Annotated in this window: 22 protein-coding genes and 1 tRNA gene; 9 read left to right on the top strand and 14 right to left on the bottom strand. The window is 69.6% G+C overall.

Annotated elements, in window-relative coordinates:
• The first annotated feature begins 13 nt into the window (after nucleotides 1–13).
• Nucleotides 14–2,071 carry an FAD/NAD(P)-binding protein gene (locus ACU5E9_RS11585; RefSeq protein WP_456810065.1) on the top strand — a complete coding sequence of 686 codons (2,058 nt, stop codon included), beginning with the start codon at nucleotides 14–16 and terminating at the stop codon, nucleotides 2,069–2,071.
• 153 nt (nucleotides 2,072–2,224) lie between these two features.
• On the opposite strand, the gene ACU5E9_RS11580 is transcribed toward ACU5E9_RS11585, so the two are convergent.
• Nucleotides 2,225–3,268 (bottom strand): LLM class flavin-dependent oxidoreductase, encoded by a 1,044-nt coding sequence (locus ACU5E9_RS11580; RefSeq protein ID WP_456810064.1) that lies wholly within the window; start codon nucleotides 3,266–3,268, stop codon nucleotides 2,225–2,227.
• 111 nt (nucleotides 3,269–3,379) lie between these two features.
• Here ACU5E9_RS11580 and ACU5E9_RS11575 point away from each other — a divergent pair.
• Both ACU5E9_RS11575 and ACU5E9_RS11570 read left to right on the top strand, forming a co-directional pair.
• A tRNA-Met gene (locus tag ACU5E9_RS11575) sits at nucleotides 3,380–3,453 on the top strand.
• A gap of 36 nt (nucleotides 3,454–3,489) precedes the next feature.
• A complete protein-coding gene (locus ACU5E9_RS11570; protein WP_456810063.1) occupies nucleotides 3,490–4,002 on the top strand; it encodes a hypothetical protein in 513 nt (170 codons plus the stop codon).
• 83 nt (nucleotides 4,003–4,085) lie between these two features.
• Here the strand turns inward: ACU5E9_RS11570 and ACU5E9_RS11565 are convergent, their stop codons facing one another.
• The gene (locus tag ACU5E9_RS11565; protein WP_456810062.1) at nucleotides 4,086–5,465 is read right to left on the bottom strand and encodes an LLM class flavin-dependent oxidoreductase; all 1,380 of its coding nucleotides are present in this window, start codon (nucleotides 5,463–5,465) and stop codon (nucleotides 4,086–4,088) included.
• 34 nt (nucleotides 5,466–5,499) lie between these two features.
• Here ACU5E9_RS11565 and ACU5E9_RS11560 point away from each other — a divergent pair, with 34 nt between their 5' ends.
• Nucleotides 5,500–6,549, top strand: coding sequence for a zinc-dependent alcohol dehydrogenase family protein (locus ACU5E9_RS11560; protein ID WP_456810061.1), 1,050 nt, complete (start codon nucleotides 5,500–5,502; stop codon nucleotides 6,547–6,549).
• 280 nt (nucleotides 6,550–6,829) lie between these two features.
• On the opposite strand, the gene ACU5E9_RS11555 is transcribed toward ACU5E9_RS11560, so the two are convergent.
• From ACU5E9_RS11555 to ACU5E9_RS11515, 9 genes are all read right to left on the bottom strand, one after another.
• Nucleotides 6,830–7,405: a nitroreductase family protein gene (locus ACU5E9_RS11555; RefSeq protein ID WP_456810060.1), complete on the bottom strand. Its 576-nt coding sequence runs from the start codon at nucleotides 7,403–7,405 to the stop codon at nucleotides 6,830–6,832.
• 129 nt (nucleotides 7,406–7,534) lie between these two features.
• Nucleotides 7,535–9,241, bottom strand: coding sequence for a long-chain-fatty-acid--CoA ligase (locus ACU5E9_RS11550; RefSeq protein ID WP_456810059.1), 1,707 nt, complete (start codon nucleotides 9,239–9,241; stop codon nucleotides 7,535–7,537).
• On the bottom strand, nucleotides 9,238–10,308 hold the full coding sequence (locus ACU5E9_RS11545; protein WP_456810058.1) for a threonine aldolase family protein: 1,071 nt from the start codon (nucleotides 10,306–10,308) through the stop codon (nucleotides 9,238–9,240). The genes ACU5E9_RS11550 and ACU5E9_RS11545 overlap by 4 nt, the downstream gene beginning before the upstream one ends.
• Nucleotides 10,309–10,431: 123 nt before the next feature.
• The gene (locus tag ACU5E9_RS11540; RefSeq protein ID WP_456810057.1) at nucleotides 10,432–11,577 is read right to left on the bottom strand and encodes an ABC transporter permease; all 1,146 of its coding nucleotides are present in this window, start codon (nucleotides 11,575–11,577) and stop codon (nucleotides 10,432–10,434) included.
• A complete protein-coding gene (locus tag ACU5E9_RS11535) occupies nucleotides 11,574–12,458 on the bottom strand; it encodes an ABC transporter ATP-binding protein (protein WP_456810056.1) in 885 nt (294 codons plus the stop codon). Before ACU5E9_RS11535 ends, ACU5E9_RS11540 begins: the two co-directional genes overlap by 4 nt.
• A gap of 119 nt (nucleotides 12,459–12,577) precedes the next feature.
• The gene (locus ACU5E9_RS11530) at nucleotides 12,578–13,084 is read right to left on the bottom strand and encodes a universal stress protein (RefSeq protein ID WP_456810055.1); all 507 of its coding nucleotides are present in this window, start codon (nucleotides 13,082–13,084) and stop codon (nucleotides 12,578–12,580) included.
• Between the two features lie 123 nt (nucleotides 13,085–13,207).
• Nucleotides 13,208–14,647: a DUF222 domain-containing protein gene (locus ACU5E9_RS11525; protein ID WP_456810054.1), complete on the bottom strand. Its 1,440-nt coding sequence runs from the start codon at nucleotides 14,645–14,647 to the stop codon at nucleotides 13,208–13,210.
• 125 nt (nucleotides 14,648–14,772) lie between these two features.
• Nucleotides 14,773–15,501, bottom strand: coding sequence for a response regulator (locus ACU5E9_RS11520; RefSeq protein WP_456810053.1), 729 nt, complete (start codon nucleotides 15,499–15,501; stop codon nucleotides 14,773–14,775).
• Nucleotides 15,498–16,901, bottom strand: coding sequence for a sensor histidine kinase (locus ACU5E9_RS11515; RefSeq protein WP_456810052.1), 1,404 nt, complete (start codon nucleotides 16,899–16,901; stop codon nucleotides 15,498–15,500). The genes ACU5E9_RS11520 and ACU5E9_RS11515 overlap by 4 nt, the downstream gene beginning before the upstream one ends.
• 87 nt (nucleotides 16,902–16,988) lie before the next feature.
• Between ACU5E9_RS11515 and ACU5E9_RS11510 the strand changes: the two genes are divergently transcribed.
• Nucleotides 16,989–17,969, top strand: coding sequence for a squalene cyclase (locus ACU5E9_RS11510; protein ID WP_456810051.1), 981 nt, complete (start codon nucleotides 16,989–16,991; stop codon nucleotides 17,967–17,969).
• Nucleotides 17,970–17,981: 12 nt separating this feature from the next.
• Here ACU5E9_RS11510 and ACU5E9_RS11505 read toward each other — a convergent pair whose 3' ends face one another.
• The 3 genes from ACU5E9_RS11505 to ACU5E9_RS11495 form a co-directional block, all read right to left on the bottom strand.
• Nucleotides 17,982–18,869, bottom strand: a complete 888-nt coding sequence (locus tag ACU5E9_RS11505) for a helix-turn-helix transcriptional regulator (protein WP_456810050.1) — start codon at nucleotides 18,867–18,869, stop codon at nucleotides 17,982–17,984.
• Nucleotides 18,870–19,034: 165 nt separating this feature from the next.
• On the bottom strand, nucleotides 19,035–19,697 hold the full coding sequence (locus ACU5E9_RS11500; RefSeq protein ID WP_456810049.1) for an SDR family NAD(P)-dependent oxidoreductase: 663 nt from the start codon (nucleotides 19,695–19,697) through the stop codon (nucleotides 19,035–19,037).
• Nucleotides 19,690–21,084 (bottom strand): DUF6421 family protein, encoded by a 1,395-nt coding sequence (locus ACU5E9_RS11495; protein ID WP_456810048.1) that lies wholly within the window; start codon nucleotides 21,082–21,084, stop codon nucleotides 19,690–19,692. Before ACU5E9_RS11495 ends, ACU5E9_RS11500 begins: the two co-directional genes overlap by 8 nt.
• Nucleotides 21,085–21,362: 278 nt before the next feature.
• On the opposite strand from ACU5E9_RS11495, the gene ACU5E9_RS11490 reads away from it, so the two are divergent.
• The 4 genes from ACU5E9_RS11490 (at nucleotide 21,363) to ACU5E9_RS11475 (ending at nucleotide 25,145) form a co-directional block, all read left to right on the top strand.
• The gene (locus ACU5E9_RS11490; RefSeq protein WP_456810047.1) at nucleotides 21,363–22,112 is read left to right on the top strand and encodes a hypothetical protein; all 750 of its coding nucleotides are present in this window, start codon (nucleotides 21,363–21,365) and stop codon (nucleotides 22,110–22,112) included.
• Nucleotides 22,113–22,180: 68 nt separating this feature from the next.
• Complete coding sequence (locus tag ACU5E9_RS11485; protein ID WP_456810046.1) at nucleotides 22,181–22,939, top strand: DNA alkylation repair protein; 759 nt, start codon at nucleotides 22,181–22,183, stop codon at nucleotides 22,937–22,939.
• Between the two features lie 278 nt (nucleotides 22,940–23,217).
• On the top strand, nucleotides 23,218–24,855 hold the full coding sequence (locus ACU5E9_RS11480) for a peptide chain release factor 3 (protein WP_456810045.1): 1,638 nt from the start codon (nucleotides 23,218–23,220) through the stop codon (nucleotides 24,853–24,855).
• A gap of 113 nt (nucleotides 24,856–24,968) precedes the next feature.
• Nucleotides 24,969–25,145: a DUF1059 domain-containing protein gene (locus ACU5E9_RS11475; RefSeq protein WP_456810044.1), complete on the top strand. Its 177-nt coding sequence runs from the start codon at nucleotides 24,969–24,971 to the stop codon at nucleotides 25,143–25,145.
• Nucleotide 25,146: the final 1 nt, after the last annotated feature.

Genomic DNA, 25,146 nt, shown 5'->3' with positions numbered 1-25,146 from the left:
GGAATGTTGTGTCATGACGAGCGCGCACACCACCCCGCACACCGACAGCACTCCCCTCTCGGTCGCGGTCATCGGCGCCGGACCCCGCGGGGCCGGTGTGCTCGAACGGATCGCCGCCAACCTCGGCACGGAATGGTCTGCCGACCGCGCCCTCACCGTGCATTTCATCGATCCGTTCCCCGCCGGCCCCGGCCGGATCTGGCGGTTCGACCAGTCGCCGCTGCTCAAGCTCAACTCGATGGCGGCCGATGTGACCATGTTCACCGACGAGTCCTCGGTGATCGACGGACCGGTGCGTCCCGGCCCGTCCCTGATCGACTGGGTCGACCTGGTGCGCGCCGGCAGCATCGAGCTGACCGCCGTGGATGCGGCGCTCGCCGCCGAGATCAGCGCGCTCACCGGGGCCGATTTCCCCACCCGCCGGCTGCAGAGCCTCTACCTCGACTGGTTCTTCCGTGCCGCGGTCGACGACCTCACGGATGCCGTGAGCGTGCAGGTGTACCCCGCCCGGGCGACGCGGGTGGACGACCTGCCCGGCGGCGACCAGCTCGTCACCCTCGACGACGACACCACGATCGTCGCCACCGTGGTGCTGTTTTCGCTCGGCCACAACGGTTCCCAGCCCGAGCCGGCGCACGCCGCGCTGGCCGACTTCGCCGACCGGCACGGCCGGGTCTACCTGCCGCCGGCGTTCACCGCGGATGCCGACCTCAGCCAGATCACCCCCGGCCAGAACCTCATCGTGCGCGGCTTCGGCCTCGCCGCGGTCGACCTCACCGTGCTGCTCACCGAGGGCCGTGGCGGCCGGTTCTCACGCGACGACACCGGCCGGCTGGTCTACCTGCCCAGCGGCGCGGAACCCCGGCTGTTCCTCGGCTCCCGCCGCGGCGTGCCCTACCGCTCCAAGATCAGCTCCACCCTGGTGGGTGAGCGCCCGGTGCCGCGGTTCTTCACCCCCGCAGTGGCCGCCCGGCTGGAATCCGAGAGCGAAAGCCTCGACTTCACCGCCGACATCTGGCCGCTGATCGCCCAGGAAAGCCTGTGGGGGTACTACCGGGAGCTCTTCACCGGGCACCCGGAGCGGGTGAGCCTGCGATGGGCCGAGTTCGCCGACCGGTTCGCGGCGATCGACCCGCGCGCGCTGCCGATCGCGGCCGGCACCCCGGTGGCCGCCACCGAACGCCGCTCCAGCCATCCGCTTGTCGACCTCGGCACGGATGCGCCCGCCATCGAGCGCGACATCGAACGTTTCCGCGAGCTGGTTCTGGCGGGCGTGCCCGACCCGCTCGACCGGATCTTCCTGCCCGAGTTCGACCGGCCGTTGCACGGCCTGCGCTTCGACTCGGTGGAGCAGCTGCAGGAAGCGTTGCGGGAGTACATCCGCGGCGACCTGGCCCTGCGCACCCGGCCGGAGCACTCGGCGACCCTGGGCCTGTTCGTCGCCATGCTGACCAGCCTGTTCACGCTCTCGGACATCATCGACTCGCCCAAGTGGACCGCCGAGTCACGCGTGCGGGACATCCACGGCTGGTGGCTGGGCTACTTCAGCTTCATCGCCAGCGGGCCGCCCGGGCACCGGCTCGACGAGCTGGTGGCGCTGTCCGAGGCCGGGATCGTGGAGTTCCTCGGCGGCGACCTGTGGGTGCAGGCCGACGAGGCCACCGGGCTGTTCCGCGCCGGCAGCGCCAACGTCGACCGGGTGGTCACCGCGGCCGCGCTCATCGACGCCCGGCTGCCCGACACGAGTGTCTCCCGCAGCGACAACGAGCTGTTGCGCGCGCTGATCGCCGAGGGCGGCGGCGTGGAGGAGCTCGTGGCCGACGGCGATTACGTCGGCAGCACCGGCCGGCTGCTGGTGCGCCAGCTCGACACCCGGGTGGTGGACGGGGCCGGAGCCCTGCACGAGCGCCGCTTCGCGATCGGGCCGTACACGAACTCGCCGTTCGTCGGCGCGTTCTCCCGCCCGCGCACCAACGCGATCTCCTTCCGCGAAAACGACAAGGTCGCCCGCGCCCTGCTGCAGCACCTCGCGGCCCTGCCCGCCCACCGGGCCGACATCGCCGCCCGCTGACCCAGGTCGGCTCGCGGGGTCTCGACAGGCTCGACCAACGGATGGTGCGGCGTGTAGATGGCGTCGCGACGTTCCCGTGGGTCGCGCCCGATCGCTGGTCGAGCTTGTCGAGACCCGGTGACGTGCGTGTGTGTCCCGGTGTCGACCGACCCGTCAGACCGCGGGGGTCCAGCCCAGCGCCGGTGCGATGTGCTCGGCCACGGCGTCGAGCGTGCGCAGGTGCGCGTCGATGCCGCCGGGCGCCGGCAGGGTGAGGGTGAGTTCGGTGACCTCGGCGAGGGCCTCGTCGGCGAGCAGTCCGTCGATGATGCGGGCGGGTTCGCCGCTGTGCACCCGGTCGAAGCGGATGTTCACCGACGGGTCGTGCGGGCGGCCGTCGTCGTGCATGCGTGATGCGTACCCTTGCGTGAAGCCGGCGTAGGCCTCCGCGTCGCGCGGGTCGGTGAACGGCAGGATGATGCGCCCGGCGGCCAACCTCGGGGTGCGCCCGGTGCCGGCGGTCGCCGTCGCAAAGGCCTCCTTGTACGCCCGCAGCTGCGCGGCCTGCCCGGCCGCGAACGGCACCCCGGTCTCCTCGGCGTTGAGGGTGGAGACGTGAATGTCCAGGCCCTGTTCGCCGGTGCGGATGGCGCTGGCGAGAGTGCCGGGCCCGTACCAGAGCCGTTCGCCGAGACCGGCGGACGCCGGCGTGACGGTGAGGTCGACATCCGCGGGGATGCTCATGAAGCCGGCACCGCTGTGCGCGACCGGGGTGCCGGCCAGGGCCTCGCGCAACCGGCCGAGGCGGTGCTGCGACTCGGCGGAGAAGCCGCGCTCGGACTCGCCGAAGACCGGGTCGAGGATCTTCGCGAACTGGCCAATGCCGCTGCTCACGCCAAGCTCGAGCCGGCCGCCGCTGAGCAGGTCGACCGTCGCGGCGTCTTCCGCCAGCCGGATCGGGTCTTCGTAGCGCAGCGGGATCACGCCGGTGCCCAGGCGGATGCGGCTGGTGCGCTGGCTGGCGGCCGACAGGAACGTGAGCGGGCTGGAGGGGAACTCCTCGAAGTGCCGCACCCGGATCCAGCCGATGTCAAAACCGAGCTGCTCGGCGTGCTCGAACAGGCACAGGCCGTCTTCCAGGGCCCGGCCCGCCTGGTCCGGCCCGTACGGGTTGGGAACGAACGACAGGAAACCGAGCTCGAGGCGGTGCGATGACATGGTTTTACGCTAGCGCGCCGCCGGTCTCGGTGAGTCACACGCTGTTACATGGCGTCAAACGGCGACACGTACGCTGCGATCCGCTGCCAGGCCACCTAGCGTGGAGGACATCGCGGCGTACCCAAGTGGACCAAGGGACCGGTTTCATATTCCGGTAATCGCAGGTTCGAATCCTGCCGTCGCGTCTCTGCTTGACTGCCCTGGTGCTGTTGACTAGGCCCATGACGGCCGCACCGCAGACCCTTTACCTCACGGACACCGACGAATGGCAGGCTGACCCGCTGCCGCAGATCGACGCGACCCTACGCAGTTGCATCTACTACAGCGACTGGTTGGACGGCGAGCCGTCGGCGTTCGACCCTCGGCACGATGAAACGGGTCGCCTCTATGAGACCAACATGGGCGTATCGCCGACCATCCTGGGGAGATTCGACCCTGAGCAGCCGAGAAAATCGATTCCCCCTGACCGCACGGTGCTGTCCCTCTTCGAGAAGCGCGCCGTGGTTGCCGACGGCAAGCTGGTGAGACTGTGGCGCCACACGTTTGAGGCACACCGCGGCGTCCCCAACGCCGGTTTCTACGCCATCACCGAGGGCTCGGCGTTCAGCCACTTGCGGGTGCAACTCTTCGACTCAATCAATCACGCCGTAGGCCAGGCCCAGGTGCTGTCGGCCCGCATGAACGGTTCTCCCGTCATCGTCGTACGGCTCCTGAACCAGACCGACTGGTACTGAGGCATCCGCATGCAAAATAGGAAATAGTGCGCTAATGAGGACGGAATCCGCAGAAACGTCCTTGTAGAGCGACTATTTCCTTTCTAGCGGAACGCGCCGCGGTAGCGCGAGGAGGGATGCCGCTCATTGGTGCGGGCGGAGCCGGTCAGTTTTTCGCGCAGGCTGCCCGGCACATACTCGCGCTGCTGCAGCCCGCGGTCCTGCAGCACCGGGGTGAGGTGGTCGACGAAGTCCGTGTAGCTGCCCGGCAGCACCCAGTTGACGACGTTCACACCATCGACGCCGGCCTCGCTCCAGGCGTCGAGCTGGTCGGCGATCTGATCGGGGGTGCCCACCACCCGGATGTGCCGTTTCGCCGAGAGCGCTCCGAGGTCGCGCACGGTGGGCTCGCGGCCCTCGATGCTGCGCGTGACGCTGGCCAGGGTGGACCTGTTGCCGTTGGTGGTGATGTCGCGCAGCAGGGTGTCCGGCGGGTACGGCGTGCCATCGTCCTGCCCAACACCGAGGTTGGCGTGGGCCAGAAAGCCTTCCTCGTTGGCGTACTCGTCGTACTCCCGTTCCAGGCGCCGGGCCTCGTCTTCGGTGCTGCCGATGATGAAGCTCAGCGCCACATAGAAGAGGATGTCGTCCGGTCCGCGCCCCTGCGCCACGGCAACATCGCGGGTGTCCCTGATGATGGTCCGCACCTGCTCGGGGGTACTGCCGCCCACGAACTGTGCCTCGGCGTGCGTGCCGGCGAACGCGCGGCCCTTCGGCGACGACCCGGCCTGGAACAGGAACGGCGTGCGCTGCGGCGACGGCGAGGACAGGTGCGGTCCCTCCACCCGGTAGTACTCGCCCTCATGGTTGATCCGATGGATCCCGTTGACGTCGGAGAACGCCCCGGCCTTGTCCCGCAGCAGCGCGTCGTCGTCCCAGGAGCCTTCCCAGAGCTTGTAGACCACGTCGAGGTACTCGGCGGCCTGGTCGTAACGGCTGTCGTGCTCGCCCAGTCGGTCGAGGCCGAAGTTGCGGGCTGCGTTCTCCTGGTAGCTGGTGACGATGTTCCAGGCCACCCGGCCGCGGGAGATGTGGTCGAGGGTCGACACCCGGCGGGCGAACTCGAACGGATGCGCCTGCAGGATCGAGCTGGTGAACGCCAGGCCGAGGTGCGTGGTGTGGGTGGCCAGCGCGCCGAGCAGCACCGACGGGTCGTTGTTGGGCAGCTGCAGGCCCTCCCGGGCGTTCACCGTGTAGTTTCCGCCGACGGGCCCGTAGACGCCCACGACATCGGCGAAGAACAGGGCGTCGAAGGCGCCGCGCTCGAGGGTCTGCGCCACCTCGATCCACAGGTCCACGTCGTTGAACTCGTGCTGACGGGCATCCGGTCGCCGCCACTGGCCGTGCTGGATGTGTGACGCCGTGTTCATGACGAAGGCGTTGAATCGCAGGGGTCGGGCCTGGGCGTGCGGAGACGAGGTCATCAGCCCAGCCTACGAGCGGGGTTAGGCTTTTAGGATGCGTGCAACTGTTATTTACGGCGAGCGGGATATCCGACTCGATGAAGTTCCCAACCCAGTCCTCTCCACCGGTGGCGACGCCATCGTGCGGGTCGTGGCGGCCTGCGTCTGCGGCTCCGACCTCTGGCCGTACCGTGGCGTGACCGCCACCGACAAGCCGCACCGGATCGGCCACGAGTTCGTCGGCATCGTCGACGAGATCGGCCCTGACGTCACCACCATCAAGGTGGGCGACTTCGTCATCGCCCCGTTCTACGACTGCGACAACACCTGCGTCAACTGCGTCAACGGCGTCAGCACCTCCTGCCTCAATGGCGGCTGGTGGGGCTCCGACGACCAGCTCGGCGGCTTCGCCGACGGCGCCCAGGGCGAGCGCGTGCGGGTTCCGCACGCCGACGGTTCGCTCGTCGCCACCCCCGTGCAGCCCACGGATGCCCAGGTCCCCGGCCTGCTCACCCTCGCCGACGTGATGGGCACCGGACACCACGCCGCCGTGTCCGCCGGCGTCACCACCGGCAGCACCGTCGTGGTGGTCGGCGACGGGGCCGTCGGCCTCTGCGCGATCATCGCCGCCAAGCGCCTCGGTGCGTCCCGCATCGTGGCCATGTCCCGGCACGCCGACCGGCAGGCCGTTGCCCGCGAGTTCGGTGCCACCGACATCGTTGAGGAGCGCGGCGACGCGGGCGTCGAGCGCATCCGCGAGATGTTCGACGGCGTGGGCGCCGACTGCGTGCTCGAGTGCGTCGGCACCCAGGAATCGATGGACCAGGCGATCCGTTCGGCTCGTCCCGGCGGCATGGTCGGCTACGTCGGCGTGCCGAACGGCGGCGCCGAGCTGCCGATCAAGGTCCTCTTCGGCCGCAACGTCGGCGTGAACGGCGGCGTCGCATCCGTGCGCGCCTACGTCGAGGAACTGCTGCCCGAGGTGCTCAGCGGAGAGATCAACCCCGGCCGGGTGTTCGACCTGCAGCTGCCGCTGGCCGAGGTCGCCGAGGCGTACGCCGCCATGGACGAACGCCGCGCCATCAAGGTGCTGCTCCGCCCGTAGCACGCACCGCACACACGAACGCCCCCTCGCTCGAAGCACGGGGGCGTTCGTCGTGAAGCACGCGCGAGTTGCGGCAAAAGTCCCCTTGCGGGCACCCGAAGGGGGACTTTGCGGCAAGTCGGCGTCGGGCCGGCCGCATGAGTTGCCAGTTCCGGCCCATTGACGGGCCGGGAGGGGGCCTCAACTGGCTTTTCGCGAGCAGATGTCGGGTGAGATGCCAGTTGGTGCCCCTTCGGAGGCCCGGATGGGGCGCGAAGTGGCAACTCGCGTCGAGTGGTGCTTAGTCGTTGACCAGCAGGATCTCGGTGAGGGGCTTGCGGGTACGCGGGGCGATCTCGCGCGTGAGCAGCTCGGGGGTGAGGGCGTCGGCGTCGCCGAGAACGCCGAGAACGGTCACGGTGACGGCGTTCTGGTTGGCCTTGAGGTTGAACGCGTCGGCCAGGCCCTTGCGGTCGATGCCGCCGAGCTGGTGGCTGAACAGGCCCTCGTGCTGGGCCTGGATGGTGAGGTGCGCGACGGCCTGGCCCAGGTCGTACTCCGCCCAGGCGTTGTCACCCTCGGCGATGTTGAGGATCAGCACCGACGCCTTGTCGGCCCAGGCCTGGTTGAAGCCCATCAGGTGCTGGTGGATCTTGGTGAAGCTGGCGGAGCCGCGGCGGGCGACGATGAAGCGGGCCGGCTGGTTGTTGTTGCCGGACGGCGCCCAACGCGCGGCCTCGAGCACCGTGGTGAGGGTGTCTTCGTCGATGACGGCGTTCGCATCGAAGCCGCGCGGGCTCCAACGCTCGGCCATCGCCGGGAGGATCGGAGCCGTCGTGTCGGCGGCGCGGCTGTGGGTGTCGGTGATGAGGGTCATGATGCCCGGCTTTCTCGTGAATCAATGAGGTGAATCGGATGCGGGGCATCATCGTCCCAGTTGACTTCAACGCATGGCGCGCACAAGTATTCCATGCATCTGCATGTGAGTTGTGGCGCGTTGGGCGCGTCAGGCGGCGGGCGTCTCCGCGGCGGCGAGGGAGTCGCGCACCTGGCGGCGCATGACCTTGCCGATCAGCGAGCGGGGAAGGTCGTCGACCTCCACGATGCGGCGGGGCACCTTGTAGGCGGAGATGCGGGTGCGGCAGTACTCCCGCAGCCGATCCACGTCGAGGGTGGCACCGGCGATGAGCACCACGGCCGCGACCACGTCTTCGCCGCCGGTGTCGGCCTTGAGGCCCACCACGGCAGCGTCGGCAACGTCGGGGTGCGACAGCAGGGCCGCCTCCACCTCGGACGGTGACACGTTGAAACCGCCGGTGATGATCAGTTCCTTGATGCGGTCCACGATGGTGACGAACCCGTCCGGCGACACCGTGACGATGTCACCGGTGCGCAGCCAGCCATCCGCCAGGAGCGTCTGCGCGGTCTCGGTGGGGCGATCCCAGTAGCCGGAGAACACCTGCGGGCCGCGCACGAGCAGTTCACCCTCCTCGTCGAAGCCGCGGTCCACGGTGGGATCCGTGGGGTCGACCACGCGGATCTCGGTGCTGGGGAACGGCACGCCGACGGTGCCTGGGCGCCGGCTCGGGCCCATCGGGTTGCCCACCGCGATGGGGGAACACTCGGTCATGCCGTAGCCCTCGACGAGCAGGCCGCCGGTGGCGGACTCCCACAGCTCCACGGTGGCCAGGGGCAGGCTCATCGCCCCCGAGATGGCGTATTTGGTGCCGCGCAGGCTGATGCCCTTGTCGGCGGCGCCCTTCACGAGCTTGTCGTAGATCGGCGGCACCGCCGGCAGGAAGGTAGGCGGGGTGCGCTTGACGGCGTTGAGCACGAGGCCGACATCGAACTTGGGGAACAGCACCAGGCGCGCACCGATGGACATGGCGACGGTGAGGCAGAGGGTGAGGCCGTAGGCGTGGAACATCGGCAGGACTCCGTAGAAGACCTCCTTGCCGCGTTCGAGGCCCGGCACCCACGCTTCGCTCTGCTTGGCGTTGGCCTGCAGGTTGAAGTGCGACAGGATCGCGCCCTTGGGTGACCCGGTCGTGCCGCTGGTGTACTGCAGCACCGCGGTGTCGCCGAGCAGCGGGCGCGGATGCGCGGTGCGCAACCGGCGGGACCCCACCAGGGCGCCCCACTCGATGGCGTCCTTGAGTGGCTGGGCCACAGTGAGGGCGGCGCGGGCGGTGCGGGACTTGGCGATGGGCAGGCGCAGCGCCAGGCGGGTGGTGAGCGGCATCGACCGGGTGACGTCGACGGCGACGACGGTGTGCAGGCCCATGTCGCGGGGGAAGCCGCGCACCATGGAGTAGACCTTGTCCCAGACGATGGCGACGCTCGCGCCGTGGTCCTCGAACTGGTGGCGCAGCTCACGCTCGGTGTAGAGCGGGTTGTGCTCCACCACGATCGCGCCCAGCCGCAGCACGGCGTAGAACGCGACGATGTGCTGTGGGCAGTTCGGCAGCACCAGGGCCACCCGGTCGCCCGGCTTCACGCCGAGCCGGCGCAGCCCGTTGGCCACCCGGGAGATCTCGTCGCCCAGCTGGGCGTACGTCATCGTGCCGCCGAAGAAGTCCAGCGCGACCTTGTCGGCAAACCGTCGGCTGGAGCCCTCGATCATGTCGACGAGGGTCTCGGACGGGTCCTGGATGGTGCTGGGCACGCCGGCCGCGTAGGAACTAAACCAGGGCTTGCTCTCGAAGGCGTTCATGCGCTGATCAGTTCCTTTGTCAGGGCGGCGACGAAGTCGTCGACGTCTTCCGGGGTGGTGTCGAAGCCGCACATCCAGCGCACCTCGCCGGTGGCCGGGTTCCAGTCGTAGAACCGGTAGAGCTCGCGCACCCGGTCGGCCACGCCCGCCGGCAGCACGGCGAAGATGGCGTTGGCCTGGGTGGGCTGGCTGAAGGAGATGCCCGTCAACGAACCATCCGCCAGGCTTTCTTCGAGCGCTCCGCGCAGGCGTGCGGCCATGGCGTTGGCGTGGTCGGCGTTGCGCAGCCACAGGTCACCGTCGAGCAGGGCGATCAGCTGGGCGGAGATGAAGCGCATCTTGGAGGAGAGCTGCATGTTCAGCTTGCGCAGGTACTTGAGGCCCGTGGAGGCGTCCGGGTTGAGCACGACGATGCACTCGCCGAGCATCATGCCGTTCTTGGTGCCGCCGAAGCTGAGCACGTCGACGCCGGCGTCGGTGGTGAAGTCGCGGAACGGTACGCCGAGGGCGGCCGCGGCGTTGGAGATGCGGGCGCCGTCCATGTGCAGCAGCATGCCCTTGGCGTGCACGTGGTCGGCGATGGCGCGCACCTCGGCCGGCGTGTACAGGGTGCCGAGTTCGGTGGTCTGCGTGATCGACACGACCAGCGGCTGGGCGCGGTGCTCGTCGCCCCAACCCCAGGCTTCCTGGTCGATCAGTGCGGGGGTGAGCTTGCCGTCCGGGGTCTCGATCGGCAGCAGCTTGAGCCCGCCGACGCGTTCGGGGGCGCCACCCTCGTCGGTGTTGATGTGCGCGGTGCTCGCGCAGACGACCGCACCCCAGCGCGGCAGCATCGACTGCAGGCCGATGACGTTGGCGCCGGTGCCGTTGAACACCGGGAACGCCAGGGCCTGCTCGCCGAAGTGCCGGTGGAAGACCCGCTGCAGTTCGGCGGTGTATACGTCGTCGCCGTAGGCGATCTGGTGGGCGCCGTTGGCCCGCCCGATTGCGTCGAAAATCTCCGGGTGAATGCCCGAATAGTTGTCGGACGCGAAGCCGCGGGAGAGGAGGTCATGGAGGGAGGTCACCCCTCCATCTTGGCGCACTCCGACGCGGTGAATCTGTGCGTCTGCCGGGGGCCGACGCACCGAATCGTCGTTCGGGGCCGGCGGATGCGCAATCCGCACGCGCCGGCCCGGGGTCTTATGCGCTCAGCCGCGCAGGGCCTGCTTGTAGGTGACCCGGCCGCCCATCCGCAGCAGCGAGTTGCGGTAGATGCGGGAGCCGAAGATGATCACCCCGGCGGTGGTGAGGGCGAGGATGGCCAGCGACAGGAAGGGTTCCCACCACTCGGCCGTGCCCAAAAAGACGCGTACGGGCATCCCGACCGGTGCGGAGAACGGGACGTACGACATGATGGCCATCACCAGGGGATTGTCGTTGAAGAAGATGACCAGGAAGTAGGGGATCATCACGAGGTAGGTCACCGGGGCGGTGGTGGCGCCTACGTCTTCCTGCCGGGACACCATCGACGCCGTTGCAGCGAAGAGGGCGGCGATCATGACGAAGCCGAAGGCGAAGAACACCGCGAACCAGCCGATGGCCGGTCCAAGGTCGGCCAGCAGCACCCGTTGGCCGGTGAGCGCCATGCCGATGCCCACCAGCAGGGCGATCGCGACGATCTGGGCCAGGGCCATGATGGAGTTGCCCAGCACCTTGCCTGCGAGCAGGGCGCGCACCGGGATGGTGGACATCAGGATCTCCACCACCCGGGTCTGCTTCTCCTCGACGACGCTCTGCGCGATGGTGGAGCCGAAGGTGAGGGCCGACATGAAGAACACCAGCCCGAAGCCCAGCGCCACGATGTAGACGAGGAATCCGCCCTGCGCCGCCGGTTCGAGCAACTCGACGGCGGGGGCGACGCTGAGGGCGTTCATGACCGCGCTCGGCGGTGAGTCGAGCGCGATGACGCTGACACCCAGGAGGGAATCATCGGGCACCACGGCGGCCTCGACGGTGCCGTCACGCACGAGCGCCTCGGCGGCGGCGACGTCGTCGGCGCTCACCGCGGTCAGGCCGGCGGATTCACCGACCACGGCACTGGCGGTGCCGACCACGGCGACCTTGGTGGTGGACGGATTGGCGCTCATCAGGCCGCCGGCGACGACGGAGCCGACCGCGATCAGCAGCAGGATGCCGGTGGAGATGAGGAACGCCTTGCTGCGCAGCCGGGAGATGATTTCGCGCGTGGAGACCAGCCAGACGCTGGTCCAGAAGCTGGGTGCGGCGTGCGTGGCACGGGTCGCGGGGGTCTGGGGGGCGGTGGCTGCAGCCCCCGGCTTCACTTGGGTGCTCATTGCACGACCTCCTTGAAGATGGCGGAGAGGGAGGGCCGGAGATGGCCGAAGGAATGCACGGCGCCGCGGGCGAGGGCCTCACGGAGCACGGTTTGGCTGGCGGCGTCGGAGTCGGCTTCGAAGACGGCTTCGCCGCCGTCGAAGTCGATCACGGTGATGCCGGTGACGCCGCGGATCCAGCCGGCGTCGGCATCCGTGTGGATCTCGAACCGGGGGGTGCTGAACTGGTCCCGCAGGCGTTCGCGTGACCCGTTGGCGCGGATTTCACCGGCGGCGATGATCACGAGGTCGTCGCAGAGCCGTTCGACGAGGTCGAGTTGGTGGGAGGAGAACAGCACAGGCGCACCGGCGGCGGCGCGTTCCTTGAGCACCGTGAGCACGACCTCGACGGCGATCGGGTCGAGCCCGGAGAACGGTTCGTCGAGTACGAGGAACTCGGGGTCGTGCACCAGCGCCGCGGCGATCTGGGCGCGCTGCTGGTTGCCGAGCGACAGTGCCTCGACGAGGTCGTTGCCGCGCTCGCCGAGGCCGAGGCGCTCCAGCAACTCACCGGTGTTGCGTTTGGCGGCGGCGGTGCTCAGCCCGTGCAGCCTGGCGAGGTAGACCAGCTGTTCGGCGACCTTCATCTTCGGGTACAGGCCGCGTTCCTCCGGCATGTAGCCGAAGCGGCGCCGGTCGCCGGCGGTGAGCGGCGCGCCGTCGAGCAGCACGCTGCCGGAGTCCGCCGACAGCACGCCCAGGATGATGCGCATCGACGTGGTCTTGCCGGCACCGTTGGCGCCGACAAAGCCGGTCATGCGGCCGTCTCCCACCGTGAAGCTCACATCGGTGAGCACCTGGTGAGCCCCGTAATGCTTGTTGATGTCCCTGATCTCGAGCATGTGTGACCCTTCGTTGTGCCTTCAACGATAAGGATGCCCCCACGTCGGCACATCCGCCTCGGGGCTGAGCGGGCTCATCCGCCCTGCGGCGGAGACGATGGCCCCTGGCTACTCGGTGGTTACTCGGTCTCCCAGGGCAGCTCGGCGTCGAACGGCACCGGGTCCAGCGGGATGATGACCACCGGCCGGTGCTGGCCGTGGGCAAGGCGTACCGCGATGGACCCGGTGAAGAACGACCGGAAGGTGTGCCGGATGGTGGGTTCGCGGGAGCCGACGACGATCATCACCGCACGCACGGTGCCCGCGAGGTGGCCGAGCGCGCGGGCCGGATCGCCGGCGAGAGCCCGGGTGGACCAGGTGACGCTCCGCCCGTGCAGCACCCGCTCGATCTGCGCGCGCAGGCCGGGGTCGAATTCGGCGACCGCCTGCTCCAGGGAATCTGGGTCGAAGGACGCGGAGGTCATGCTGCCATCCGGCTGTTCCTCGAGCATGTAGCGGCTCGGGTCCACCGCTGCGCAGATCAACTCGGCGCCGAACTGGACGGCGAATTCCGATGCGGCGAGCACCACGGCGTCGGGCTGCCCCGAGGTGACACCGACGACGATGGGCGGGGGCCTGCGCACCATGGTTGCTCCTTCGCGACCGAGGGTTCCGGCACCGGTCTGCCCGGTGCGGGACTCTTCCTCCGACCCTAGCGGGGCAGCCCGGTCGCCGTCTCGGTCGGCGGACAACCCGATGCGCAGCGCGGGTTAGAAGGGCGGAGGTTCGTCGGCAAGTCGAGCAGGCGGCTCGGCCGCTGGGCCGGTCGGTGTCTCCGGTGGTGTGCCGTTGGTGTCGGGTGTGTTGGTGTATTTCTTGCCGCCGGGGCTGATCCAGGTCAGGGCGCCGCCGGGCCCTTGGGTGGTGGTGAAGCTGGATTGGTGTTTGAGCCGGTGGCAGCCCTTGCAGAGGCAGACGAGGTTGTCGACGTGGGTCTTACCGCCGGTGTTCCAGGCCTTGGTGTGGTCGATCTCGCTGAGCGTGGCGCGGCGGTTGCAGCCGATGCCCTGGCAGGTTTCGTCGCGGATCTCCACGTACCGGCGCATGTCCGACGGCGGCGCGTACTGCTCGCTGCCGACGGAAAGCCGGGCCCCCGTCTCCGGATGCGTGAGGATCCGGGTCCAACTGGTCGCCGTTCCCGCGATCCGCCGGGCGGTCTCCGGGTCGATCGGTCCGTAGCCCTCGAGGATGGCGGGTTCGTCGCTGCGGCCCAGCAACGTCAACGCCGGGACCGTGATGTGCACGGTGCCCCGGATGCCATGCCCGAGCCCACCCGGTCCGACGCCGTCCAACAGCAGGTCCCGGTAGGCGTCGGCCCGGCGCTGGTCCTTGGTGCGGGCCTGCACCGGCTCCGCCGCCCCGCCCTCGGCCGCACCCGGCGCGGCGTTGGCCGCGTTGTCGTCCGTGTCGAGGTCGGCGGCGATCCGGCTGAGCCGGTCATACGCGGCCTGCGCCTCGTCCGCCTTGAGGTAGGCGTTCAGCCACGCCATCCCGTCGGCGTCGGGCCGGAACACCACCCGCCGGGTCGCGAAGCCGGCGTCGGCGCGTTCCTGCAGCGGGACCGGGTGCATCCGCTCCCGGATCCGGAGAGCGGCCTTGGCGAACTGGGTCGAGGTACGCTTTTCGGCCGCCCCCAGCACCGCCGCTTCGAACCGGGGCAGCACCTCCTCGGGCAGGTTCACCGTGAGTTCGAGCATCTTCAGTGCGTGCCCCCAGGTGATCCGGCCCGCCGTCAGCGACTGGTGGAACGCGGGCAGGTCACCGGCCAGCCGGGTGGCGTCGAAGATCATGCTGCCGGCGGTGTTCGCCCGTACCCGCAACACCATCGCCGCCTCGGCCGCCATGGTGCGTCGGGCGAGCTCGTCGTCGTCCCAGGCCGGGCCGTGCGCGGCGGTGTCCGGGTCGTTGTGGCCGGACTCGATCGGGTCGCCGCGCAGCCCGGCGAGGATGCGGGGTTGGTGACCGAGCCGGTCCAGTTCGGCGAGCAGGCGGACCCGTTCGGCGTAACAGCCGGCGAGGGCTTTCTCATTCTCGATCAGCGGGTCGATGACCGTGCTGATCGCCTGCGCGACGAGATCCGCGATCGGATCCACGGCGGCATCGGGGGCGTCGTTGGGGGTGTCTTCGGGTGTGGCATCTGAGGTGGCCATACGCCTATAGAACCATGCACCACTGACACTCCCGATCCCAGTGAATCACTGGTGGAGAACCCGAAAAGCACCCACCTGTGGAGGAGCGGCCGGCGCCGGAAAACGGTGCACAACCGGGCCGGCGGTCAGTTCTGGTGCGTCGTCCCCGGCACCACAATCCCGTGTTCATACGCGTAAACGACCGCCTGGATCCGGTCGCGCAACGCGAGCTTCTGCAGCACCTTCGACACGTGGGTCTTCACCGTCGCCTCACCGAGGTAGAGCCGCCCGGCGATCTCGCTGTTGGCCAGCCCCAACGCGATCAGCTCGAAGACCTCGCGCTCCCGGTCGGTGAGCGAGGCGACCGCCTCGGGCTCCGGCGCCGGCTCGCGGGACGCGGCCGCGGCATCCGCCCGGTCGGTCGACGGCAGGCCGGGCTGGGCGCCGCTGGCGAACCGGGCGATGACATGGCGGGTGATCTCGGGGGAGAGCAACGCGTCGCCGCGAGCGAGCACCTGAACCGCTTCGACGAGCGCCTCCGGTGAGGAGTTCTTGAGCAGGAACCCGCTGGCGCCGTGCTGCAGCGCAGAAAAGAGGTAGTCCTCCCGGTCGAAAGTCGTGAGCACGAGCACCGCAGCGTGACTGGCCGGGTCGGCCACGATCGCGCGGGTGGCGGTGAGGCCATCCATGCCCGGCATCTGCACGTCCATGCAGATCACGTCGGGTTGCAGGATGGAGGCCTGCCGGATCGCGGATGCGCCGTCGGCGGCCTCACCGACCACCACGATGCCGGGCTCAGATTGCAGAATGATGCGGAATCCGGCACGCACCAGTGCCTGGTCGTCGACGAGGAGAACCCGGATCGGCGCGCTCATCGGGTCGACCGTTCGGAGCCGGGGACGGATACGTCATCGGCGGGAGTCGCAACGAGCGGGAGCGCCGCCGCGGCGACGGATGCGCCGACGAGCGGCACACGGGCCCGCACGAGATAGCCCCCGCGTGGACGATTGCCCAGCTCGAGGGTGCCGCCCACCGCGGCAACACGTTCGCGCATGCCCTGCTGGCCCAAGCCGCCCACCTCGCCGCGCGGTGCGTCCGCGGCGCCCGCCGGGCGTGCGCCGCGGCCGGTGTCGGTGACTTCCAGCTCGACGGCATCCGCCTCGTAGCGCAGCCGCAGTTCCGCGGTCGCGCCCGCCCCGGCGTGCTTGCGGGTGTTGGTGAGGGCTTCCTGGGCGATGCGGTACAGGCTGAGACCGATGGTGCCGGGCACCTCGCGCGGCTCGCCGATCACGTGCATCCGCACGCTGAGGCCGGCGTCGGTGTTCTCCCGGGTGAGCTCGGCGAGCTGGTCGAGCCCCCGCGTGCTGGTGCTCTGGTGCGCGGGTTGGGCGCCGTCGCAGTCGGTGTCGTCGGCGCGCAGGGCGCCGAGCATGGTGTGCAGCTCGTCGACAGCCGTGCGGGCGCTCTCTTCGATCACCGCGATTGCGCGGGCGGCGGTGACCGGGTCGCTGTCCAGGATGCGTCGCGCGGCGCCGGCCTGCACCCCCATCAGCGACACGTGGTGCGCCACCACATCGTGCAACTCGCGGGCGATCCGCACCCGCTCCAGGCTCACGGCCTGGGCGGCGGTGCGCTCACGTTCGGCGGCCAGCTCGCGGGTGCGGTCCTCGAGGGCGTCGGAGCGCCGGGCCGCATGCCAGGCGGCGTCGCCGAAGTGATACGCGGCCCAGAAATAGACCAGGTTGATCAGCACCTGCAACAACCCGTATGCCGCGTAGGGGGAGAAGAAGCCCTCGCGGGACAGCTCGGGAATGGAGGTGGCCTGGTTGGCGTGCACGAGCAAGGTCCAGAACAACCAGATGAACATGCCCGTGATGATGCCCAGCCGGCTCCAACGGGCGAGCATCCGGTGGTGGCTCCACGCACCCACCGAGTAGATGGCCACGTAGAGGCAGATGCTGGAGAACAGCGCATCGGTGACGCCGAGGGAGCCGAACACGCCGAAGACGAGCGAGACCAGCAGCGCCACGGCCTCCGGCCAGCGCCGTCGGGCGGCCAGCGGCAGTGAGATGAGGGCCACCCAGATCGCTGCAACCCACACCGGTGACTCGTCCATGATGCCGGCGCTGCGGGTGAGGACCAGGCTCAGGGCGGTGCCACCGGCCAACGCCAACGCCACCCAGGCATCCGCGCGGTAGCCGGATCGGGGTCCGCGCGGGCGCAGCCATCCGTCGGCCAGCGGGTCGGCGACGCGAAGGGGCCGGTTCTCACTCATGCCACCACGCTAGCGGCGCGGCGCACCCGGCGCCTCAGCCCAGAGGGGGAGTGGAGTGCGCCTCGCGCGGCGGCTATGCTGCCGGACATGGTGGTGGACCCGGCGGTGCTGGCCTGGCTTCTCGATGCCGATCCGGCGCTCCGCTGGCAGGTCGAGCGTGACCTCGCGGATGCGCCGGAGGCCACTTGGCGCGCCACTCGGGCGCGGACGGCCACCGAAGGCTTCGGCGCTCGGCTGCTGGGCTTGCAGGATGCGGACGGGCAGTGGGCCGGGGGAGCGTTCTTCCCCGCCGACTTCGACTTTGACGGGCCGGAGGCGGCCGAGGGCACCGGGCAGCCGTGGACCGCGACGACCTGGTCGCTGAATACCCTGCGTGACTGGGGTGTCGATGCCGCCGCGCTCGACGGCACGGCCGACCGGCTCGCCGTGAACAGCCGCTGGGAGTACGAGGACCTGCCTTATTGGGATGGCGAAGTGGACTGCTGCATCAACGCCTTCACCCTCGCCAACGGGGCGTGGCTCGGCGCCGACGTGGCGGGCGTCGCGCAGTGGTTCCTCGAGCACCAACTGGCGGACGGCGGCTGGAACTGCGAATGGGTCGAGGGATCGACGCGGGCGTCGTTCCATTCCACGCTCAACACGCTCAAGGGGCTGCTGTACTACGAGGCCACGGTCGGCAGCCATGACACGCTTCGCGCCGCCAGGCGAGCGGGCGAGGAGTACCTGCTTGCGCGTCGACTGCTGGCGAGGTTGTCGACCGGGCAATCCGTCGGAGAATGGTCGACCCGGTTCGCCTACCCGTTCCGGTGGGTGTACTCGGCACTGAATGCGGCGGACTACTTTCGCGCGGCCGCACTGCACGACGGCACGCCGCCGGACCCGCGGCTGGCGGATGCGATGGAGGTGATCCGGGCGGCCCGTCGCCCCGACGGCACCTGGCTCCAGGAGCGACGCCACCCCGGGCGGGTCTGGTTCGACATCGACGTGCCACCCCGCGAGCCATCGAAGTGGCTCACCTTCTACGGCACCCGGGCGCTGGCCTGGTGGGACGCAGCCGCACCCGCGTAGCAGCCGGGCCGGTCAGGCCTGGTCGCGGACCGTTGTTTCCTCGGCCGCGGCGAGCTGCTGGGTGGCGGAGTAGCTGGCGAGCATGCTCAGGGCGTCCTGACTGGCCGAGCCGGGCTCGGTGCCGTAGACGATCAGGGCGAGGCCGCGGTCGGCGGGCAGGTCCATCGCTTCGAAGGTGAGCTGCAGGTCGCCGACGATGGGGTGGTGGATGTCCTTGGTGCCGGAGATGTGGTGGCGCACGTTGTGCTTGGCCCACAGGGTGCGGAATTCGACGCTCTGGGTGGACAGTTCGCCGACGAGGTCGGACAGTCCGCGGTCGTGCGGGTCCTTGCCGGCTTCGCTGCGGAGGCTCGCGACCACGTCGGTCGCCGCCGTCGGCCAGTCCAGGAAGAAGCTCCGGGCGCGGGGGTTCAGGAACAGGAATCGGGCGGTGTTCACGGGCCTGATCTCGTCGGCGTACATCTCGGAGTAGAGCGCGAGGCCGAGACGGTTGGCGGCCAGGAGGTCGCGACGGTTATTGCGCACGAACGCGGGCACATCCGTCATGGCATCGAGGATGCGCTGCACAGTGGGCCGCACCCGCTGCGGGGCGGGGCGCCGACGGGTGGGGCGCACGGAGGCGGTGGTGCGGGCGAGGTCGAACAGGTGCTCGCGTTCGGCGTCGTCGAGCTGCAGTGCCCGGGCGATGGCCGCGAGGACGCTCTCGGACACGCCGCCGAAATTGCCGCGCTCGAGCCGGGTGTAATAGTCCACGCTCACGCCCGCGAGCATGGCGACCTCTTCGCGTCGGAGCCCCGCGACACGGCGGTTGCCGCCGTAGGCCGGCAGCCCGGCCTTCTCCGGCGTGATCTTTGCACGCCGGCTGGCCAGGAACTCTCGGATCTCGTTCTGGTTGCTCACGAGTTCAAATCTACGCGCCGCCCGGCATCCGGTGAGAGGCCCTGCCAGTACCTGCTCCGCCCTCGCATAACTCCTGCAATTCTCCAAAAACCGGCCAAAATTGGCCTCAAATTGGCCCACTTCAGAAAAATTGCAGGAGTTGTGCTCACGGGCGGGGCGGGGGTCTCAGCCGGGGGTGAGGATGCGGCGGGTGTTGTTGAGGGACTCGGCGGGGGCGTCCCAGAGCGCGAGCACCTCCGCGGCCAGCTGGGGCTCGAGGCCCTCGAGGGAGCGCACCGCGAAAACCACGGCCGCGGCGGTGTCGCCGGCCTTCGTGAAGCCGCGCCCCACCGCCCTGGTCCAGGTCTCGGCCGCGGACTTCAGGCTGGCGTAGTTCGCGCCGCCGGGGGTGGGGGCCTCCACCGACACCGACGACACGATCGCCAGCCGGCCGGCCAGCGACGCCAGCAGGTCGGCGTTGAATGCCCGTGTGGTGTTGCGCAGGGTGGTCATCACCCGCTCGTGCAGAAAATCCCAGTCCTCGTCGGTCTGGCCGTCCAGCCCGCCGCCGCCTCGCCAGCCGCCCACCAGGTGCACCAGAGCGTCGATCGGCCCGTGCTCGGCGTGCACCGTGGCGGCCAGGGTCAGCACCTGGTCGTAGTCGGCCAGGTCGCAGACGTACACGGATGCCAACGGCGCCGCCGTCACCACCCGCTTCAGCCGGTCCGCGTTGGAACCCACCGCCAGCACCCGGGCACCGGCGCCGGCCAGGGCGGCCACGACGGCCACCCCGGCGGCGCTGGTCGCCCCGGCGACGAGCACGGTGTTCCCCGCGACGGCGTCAGGCATTCGCGGTGATGCCCACGGTCGACTCGATGACCGGCTTCATCTTCTTGTCGAGCGCCTCGAAGAACATCGAGAGCGGGAACTCGTCATCGAGGACGAGGTCGGTGTAGCCCTTCGGTGCCCCGGCGAGGACCTCCAACGGCAACCCGCGCGCCCAGGTGGATGCCGGGTTGGGGGTGAGGGTTTTCCTGAGCATCTCGTAGGCGGCCAGCCAGTGCGCCTTTTTCGGCCGGTCGATCGACTCCCAGTAGAGCTCGTCGATCTGGGCGCCGAGGGCGATGACCACGTCGGGCACCGCGTCCCAGTCGAACGACAGTGCCGTGTCGGTCCAGTGCAGCACGTGGTGCTGGTGCAGCCAGGCGAACAGCAGCTGCCCACCGAGGCCGTCGTAGTTGCGCACCCGGGTGCCGGTGATCGAGAACCGGAATATCCGGTCGAAGATCACCGCGTACTGCACCAGCTTCGCGTGCCGCCGGGCCTCGGGGCTGGCGTTGTCGTCGCGTTCGATCTTCACCGATTCGCGGAACGCGGTGAGGTCGCAGCGCAGCTCCTCGAGGGAATAGAGGAAGAACGGCATCCGCTGCTTGATCATGAACGGGTCGAACGGCAGGTCGCCGCGCATGTGGGTGCGGTCGTGGATGAGGTCCCACATCACGAACGTCTCTTCGGTGAGGTGCTGGTCGTCGAGCAGCGCCTCGGCCTCGGCCGGCAGTTCCAGCCGGGTGATCCCGGCGGCGGCCCGCACCACCCGACGGAAGCGTGCGGCCTCCCGGTCGGCGAAGATCGCGCCCCAGGTGAACGTGGGGATCTGCCGCATCGCCACGGTCTCCGGGAACAGCACCGCCGAGTTGGTGTCGTAGCCGGCCGTGAAGTCGAGGAAACGGATGGGCACGAACAGCTTGTTGGTGTACTCGAGTTCCAGCTCGGCCACGAACTCCGGCCAGATCACTTCGATCAGCACCGCCTCGACGAGCCGGTTGGTGCTGCCGTTCTGGGTGTACATCGGGAAGACGACCAGGTGCCGGATGCCGTCGATCCGGTGCTGTTGCGGCTGGAAGACCATCAGCGAATCGTAGAAGTCGGGCACACCGAACCCCTCGGCCACCCAACGATCGAAGTCGACCACCAGAGCCGCCAGGTAGGCGGCATCATGCGGGAAGTGACCCGCGAGTTCGGTGATCGCCGTGGTGATCTCAGCGACGGATGCCCGCGCCTCGGCGTGCGCACCGGCCTCCGGGATCGACCCATCCTGGGCCTGCACGGCCTGGAGCGTGGCGGCGGCCTGCTTGAGCTGCAGCCAGGCGGGGGACCGGGTGAGGTCGCCGGCGGCCCGGACGTCTTCGAGAACCTCGGGCTCACCGACCAGTGCATCTGCAATGTAATTCGACATGGGAACCTCCCGTCCTCGTGATGTGCCGCGATCGCGGCGGGCTTGAGCGTGCTTCGGTGCGCGCCGACCCCAGCGTATCCGGGGCCTGACGGCGTTTTCATGCGGACTTCCGCAGTGAATCGCCGTTTTCGGCCGGTCTCACGCGTGTTTGCATCGGTGCGCGCCGGTCAAGAGCTCCCCGAAGTAGGGACTTCGCCCGCGACGGGGGCGGAATAGCCTGTGACCAACTGGCGGACGACTGTTTGGGGGAACACATTGTGAGGAACCGACCGGCGCTCGTGGCCATCATCTCTCTGGCCGGACTTGCTGCCCTGGCCGGATGCGCCACCCCGCCGGCGTCGCCGGCTCCGGTCCAGTCGGCGTCCACGCCGGCTGCCGTGACAGACGCACCGGACGCCGTCCCCGCGCCCACCCCCACTGCCCTGGCCGACGCCGAGGCCTCGGACGGCGCCGTCGAGGTCACCGCCATCGGGCCGGACTCGCCGATCGACACCCTCGCCGCCTGGGCGATGTGCAAGGGACTCGGCGACGGCGGCAACCAGTCGCTGCACGCCCTCACCCGGGTGTACGAGCCCGGGAACATCACCCCGACCGACGACGGGTTCGTCGTGCAGCTGCTCGGCGACATCGGTGCACGGAACGCCACCGATTCCTGGTGCGATGTCTCGGGCACCTTCGGTGACCCGCAGGCGACGTTCCACCTGCTGCAGGCCGAACCGTCGGGGCTCACCGCCAGTGCGCCGTTCGCCGCCGCAACCCCGGCCGTCGGCGTGCGCACCGAGGGCTCGCCGATGGACGCGCTCACGGCGTGGGCGGTGTGCAAGGGGTTCGAGCGTGGCCTGTCCCTCAACCTGGAGGCCGAAACGGGCACCCCGACGAACGCCTACGACCCCAGCCTCGTCATCGAGTCCGATGGAACGTTCACGGCCTACATCCTCGGTTCGGTCGCCTCGACCGAGCAGACCGCGACGTGCACGGTGTCCGGCCCGCTCGGCGACCCGACGGTCGACTACCTTCTGCCGCGCTGAGAGCCGCCCCACCATCCATTCCACTCGCGGGGGTGATCCCATCGGCGTCCCGGCGCTAGCCTGCTGCCATGACCGATGAGCCCGAACCCTCGACCGGCAGCGCAGCCGCGGTGCAGGCGGCGCTCGCCGCGGTGGCCGATCCGGAGCGGGCCAACGGCGTGGCACGGTTCTTCCAGACCGGCCCGGGCCAATACGGCGCGGGGGACGAGTTCATCGGGGTGACCGTGCCGCAGATCCGCACCGTGGTCAAGCGCTTCCCGACGCTGCCGCTCACCCAGGTGGAACTGCTCCTGGCCAGTCGGGTGCACGAGCACCGGCTCGCGGCCCTCCTCATCCTCGTGGCGCAGTTCACCCGGGCAAGCGCGGCGCGGAGCCGGGATGAGGCCCAGCGCCGCGCGTGTGCCGAGTTCTACCTCGCTCAGGTGCGGGCCGGCCGGGTGAACAACTGGGACCTGGTCGACTCATCGGCGCCCGGCGTGCTGGGCGAGTACCTGTTCGACCGCCCGCGCGGGCTGCTGTTCGAGCTCGCCGCCAGCGACATCCTGTGGCAGCGCCGAGTGGCGGTGATCGCCACCCAGGCCTTCATCCGGCACGGGGACGCATCCACCACCCTCGACCTGGCCGGCCGCCTGCTGGCCGACCCGGAGCCGCTGATGCACAAGGCGGTGGGCTGGATGCTGCGCGAGGTGGGCGCCCGGATCGACCGGGCCCTGCTGCTCGGCTTCCTCGACGAGCACGCCGGGCAGATGCCGCGCACCATGCTCAGCTACGCCACGGAGCACCTCGACCCCGAGGTGAGGGCGCACCACCGGGCCCTGCCGCGCTGACCCGCGCATCCTCTCGTCGAGTTGCCCCGCTGCGGTCGAGTTGCCCCCGCAGAACGGGGCAAGTCGTCCGGAAGGGGGCAATTCGGCGGAGGAATCCCGGCAACTCCGGGGAGAAGTGCAGCCTGCGCAGGTTAGGTTTGAAGGGCGCGCGCGCGTGAGCGCCGCGCGATCGACGCGCCCGGCGGCGCCGCAACGACAGTCAGCGGCCCCCGACCCCGAGCCGTCACCAGACTTGAGGCGCCCATCCGCGCCACGCAATCAGAGGTAGGAACGCAAGAGTGGCTGAAGCAACCGTGACCCCGGGCACCGAAGTGTCCCCGAAAGAGGTCGAGGCCCAGGCCATCCGCCGGCGCACCTTCGCCGTCATCTCCCACCCCGACGCCGGAAAGTCCACGCTCACCGAGGCGCTGCTGCTGCACGCGCATGCCATCACCACCGCCGGCGCCACGCACGGCAAGGCCGGCCGCCGCGGCACCGTCTCCGACTGGATGACCATGGAGCAGGAGCGCGGCATCTCGATCACCTCCGCCGCCATCCAGTTCGAGTATCGCGACAGCGTGATCAACCTCGTCGACACCCCCGGCCACGCCGACTTCTCCGAGGACACCTTCCGGGTGCTCTCCGCGGTGGATGCCGCGGTCATGCTCGTCGACGCCAGCAAGGGCCTCGAGGTGCAGACCATGAAGCTCTTCGAGGTCTGCAAGCAGCGGGGACTTCCCGTCATCACCGTGATCAACAAGTGGGACCGCCCCGGCTCCGCCGCGCTCGACCTGATGGATGAGATCCGCACCCGCACGGGCCTGATCCCCACCCCGCTCACCTGGCCGGTCGGCATCGCCGGTGACTTCCGCGGTGTGATCGAGCGCGACAGCAGCGACTTCATCCGCTTCAACCGCACCGCCGGGGGCGCCACCCGTGCAGACTCCGAGCGCACCACCGCCGCAGAAGCCGCCGCCGCCGAGGGCGACGCCTGGGTCACCGCCGCCGAGGAATCCGAACTCCTCGACGAAGAAGGCCAGAACCACGACGAAGAGATGTTCCTCGACGGCGTCACCACCCCGGTGCTGTTCTCCGCCGCGGTGCTCAACTTCGGTGTGCAGCACATCCTCGACACCCTGGTCGACTTCGCCCCGCCCGCCGAGGCGCGCCTGGACGCCGAGGGCGGCCACCGCCCCGTGACCAGCCCGTTCTCCGGTTTCGTCTTCAAGGTGCAGTCCGGCATGAACTCCTCGCACCGCGACTACGTCGCCTTCGTGCGGGTCTGCTCCGGCCAGTTCCGCCGCGGCATGGTCGTCACCCACTCCGCCACCGGCCGGCCGTTCGCCACCAAGTACGCCCAGCAGCTCTTCGGCAAGGACCGCGAAGTGGCCGAGGAAGCCTGGCCCGGCGACATCGTCGGCCTCGTCAACGCCTCCGCCCTGCGGGTGGGCGACTCGATCCACGAGGGCAGCCCGTCGGTCACGTTCCCGCCGCTGCCGATGTTCGCGCCCGCGCATTTCCGCGCCGTGCGCCCCGCCGACACGAGCAAGCACAAGCAGTTCCGCCGCGGCATCGACCAGCTCGACCACGAGGGCGTCATCCAGGTGATGCGTTCCGACCTCCGCGGCGACCAGGCGCCGGTGCTCGGCGCCGTCGGCCCGATGCAGTTCGAGGTCGTCGAAGAGCGGATGTCGCACGACTTCGGCGCCGCCATCCGCAGCGACGTGCTGCCGTACCAGCTGGCCCGGCGCACCGACAAGGAAAGCGCGCTGATCCTCGGCCACGATCGCCAGGTCGAGGTGCTCCGCCGCAGCGACGGCACCCTGCTGGCCCTGTTCAGCACCCCGTGGCGCCTGCGCAACACCGTGCGCGACCACCCCGAACTGCTGCTCGAAGACCTCGCCGGCGGCGGCCCGGTCGACGAGGTGCGGTACTAGCCCCACTGCGCAGGCGCGGCGATCGGACTACCAACCGAAAGTAGGGTCGGCGCCGAACTAGACTCGCGAGCAACATAAGTTGCCCGTTGGGGTCGACGGTAGGGGCGGGTCAGATGAAGTCTTTCGCATGCGGAGACGTTGTACCGGGTTGCACGGCAAGCTGGGTCAGTTCCACCGATGACGAGATCCTCGTTCTCGTCGCCCAACACGCCAGCGCCGCCCACGGCATCCACACGGTCAGCCCGGAGCTGACCGCGAGCATCACCGACCGGATCGTGACCGTCTCCTGAA

This window comes from Cryobacterium sp. AP23, assembly GCF_054075385.1.
This window is presented reverse-complemented; position numbering and strand designations above follow the sequence as displayed.

What these genes read in the sequence shown, in the direction of transcription:
- ACU5E9_RS11525 (WP_456810054.1), bottom strand. Translation starts at nt 14,647, where the DNA reads ATGGCCACCTCAGATGCCACACCCGAAGACACCCCCAACGACGCCCCC.
- ACU5E9_RS11560 (WP_456810061.1), top strand. Translation starts at nt 5,500, where the DNA reads ATGCGTGCAACTGTTATTTACGGCGAGCGGGATATCCGACTCGATGAA.
- ACU5E9_RS11570 (WP_456810063.1), top strand. Translation starts at nt 3,490, where the DNA reads ATGACGGCCGCACCGCAGACCCTTTACCTCACGGACACCGACGAATGG.
- ACU5E9_RS11520 (WP_456810053.1), bottom strand. Translation starts at nt 15,501, where the DNA reads ATGAGCGCGCCGATCCGGGTTCTCCTCGTCGACGACCAGGCACTGGTG.
- ACU5E9_RS11550 (WP_456810059.1), bottom strand. Translation starts at nt 9,241, where the DNA reads ATGAACGCCTTCGAGAGCAAGCCCTGGTTTAGTTCCTACGCGGCCGGC.
- ACU5E9_RS11500 (WP_456810049.1), bottom strand. Translation starts at nt 19,697, where the DNA reads ATGCCTGACGCCGTCGCGGGGAACACCGTGCTCGTCGCCGGGGCGACC.
- ACU5E9_RS11510 (WP_456810051.1), top strand. Translation starts at nt 16,989, where the DNA reads ATGGTGGTGGACCCGGCGGTGCTGGCCTGGCTTCTCGATGCCGATCCG.
- ACU5E9_RS11495 (WP_456810048.1), bottom strand. Translation starts at nt 21,084, where the DNA reads ATGTCGAATTACATTGCAGATGCACTGGTCGGTGAGCCCGAGGTTCTC.
- ACU5E9_RS11535 (WP_456810056.1), bottom strand. Translation starts at nt 12,458, where the DNA reads ATGCTCGAGATCAGGGACATCAACAAGCATTACGGGGCTCACCAGGTG.
- ACU5E9_RS11540 (WP_456810057.1), bottom strand. Translation starts at nt 11,577, where the DNA reads ATGAGCACCCAAGTGAAGCCGGGGGCTGCAGCCACCGCCCCCCAGACC.
- ACU5E9_RS11565 (WP_456810062.1), bottom strand. Translation starts at nt 5,465, where the DNA reads ATGACCTCGTCTCCGCACGCCCAGGCCCGACCCCTGCGATTCAACGCC.
- ACU5E9_RS11580 (WP_456810064.1), bottom strand. Translation starts at nt 3,268, where the DNA reads ATGTCATCGCACCGCCTCGAGCTCGGTTTCCTGTCGTTCGTTCCCAAC.
- ACU5E9_RS11475 (WP_456810044.1), top strand. Translation starts at nt 24,969, where the DNA reads ATGAAGTCTTTCGCATGCGGAGACGTTGTACCGGGTTGCACGGCAAGC.
- ACU5E9_RS11515 (WP_456810052.1), bottom strand. Translation starts at nt 16,901, where the DNA reads ATGAGTGAGAACCGGCCCCTTCGCGTCGCCGACCCGCTGGCCGACGGA.
- ACU5E9_RS11530 (WP_456810055.1), bottom strand. Translation starts at nt 13,084, where the DNA reads ATGGTGCGCAGGCCCCCGCCCATCGTCGTCGGTGTCACCTCGGGGCAG.
- ACU5E9_RS11585 (WP_456810065.1), top strand. Translation starts at nt 14, where the DNA reads ATGACGAGCGCGCACACCACCCCGCACACCGACAGCACTCCCCTCTCG.
- ACU5E9_RS11485 (WP_456810046.1), top strand. Translation starts at nt 22,181, where the DNA reads ATGACCGATGAGCCCGAACCCTCGACCGGCAGCGCAGCCGCGGTGCAG.
- ACU5E9_RS11555 (WP_456810060.1), bottom strand. Translation starts at nt 7,405, where the DNA reads ATGACCCTCATCACCGACACCCACAGCCGCGCCGCCGACACGACGGCT.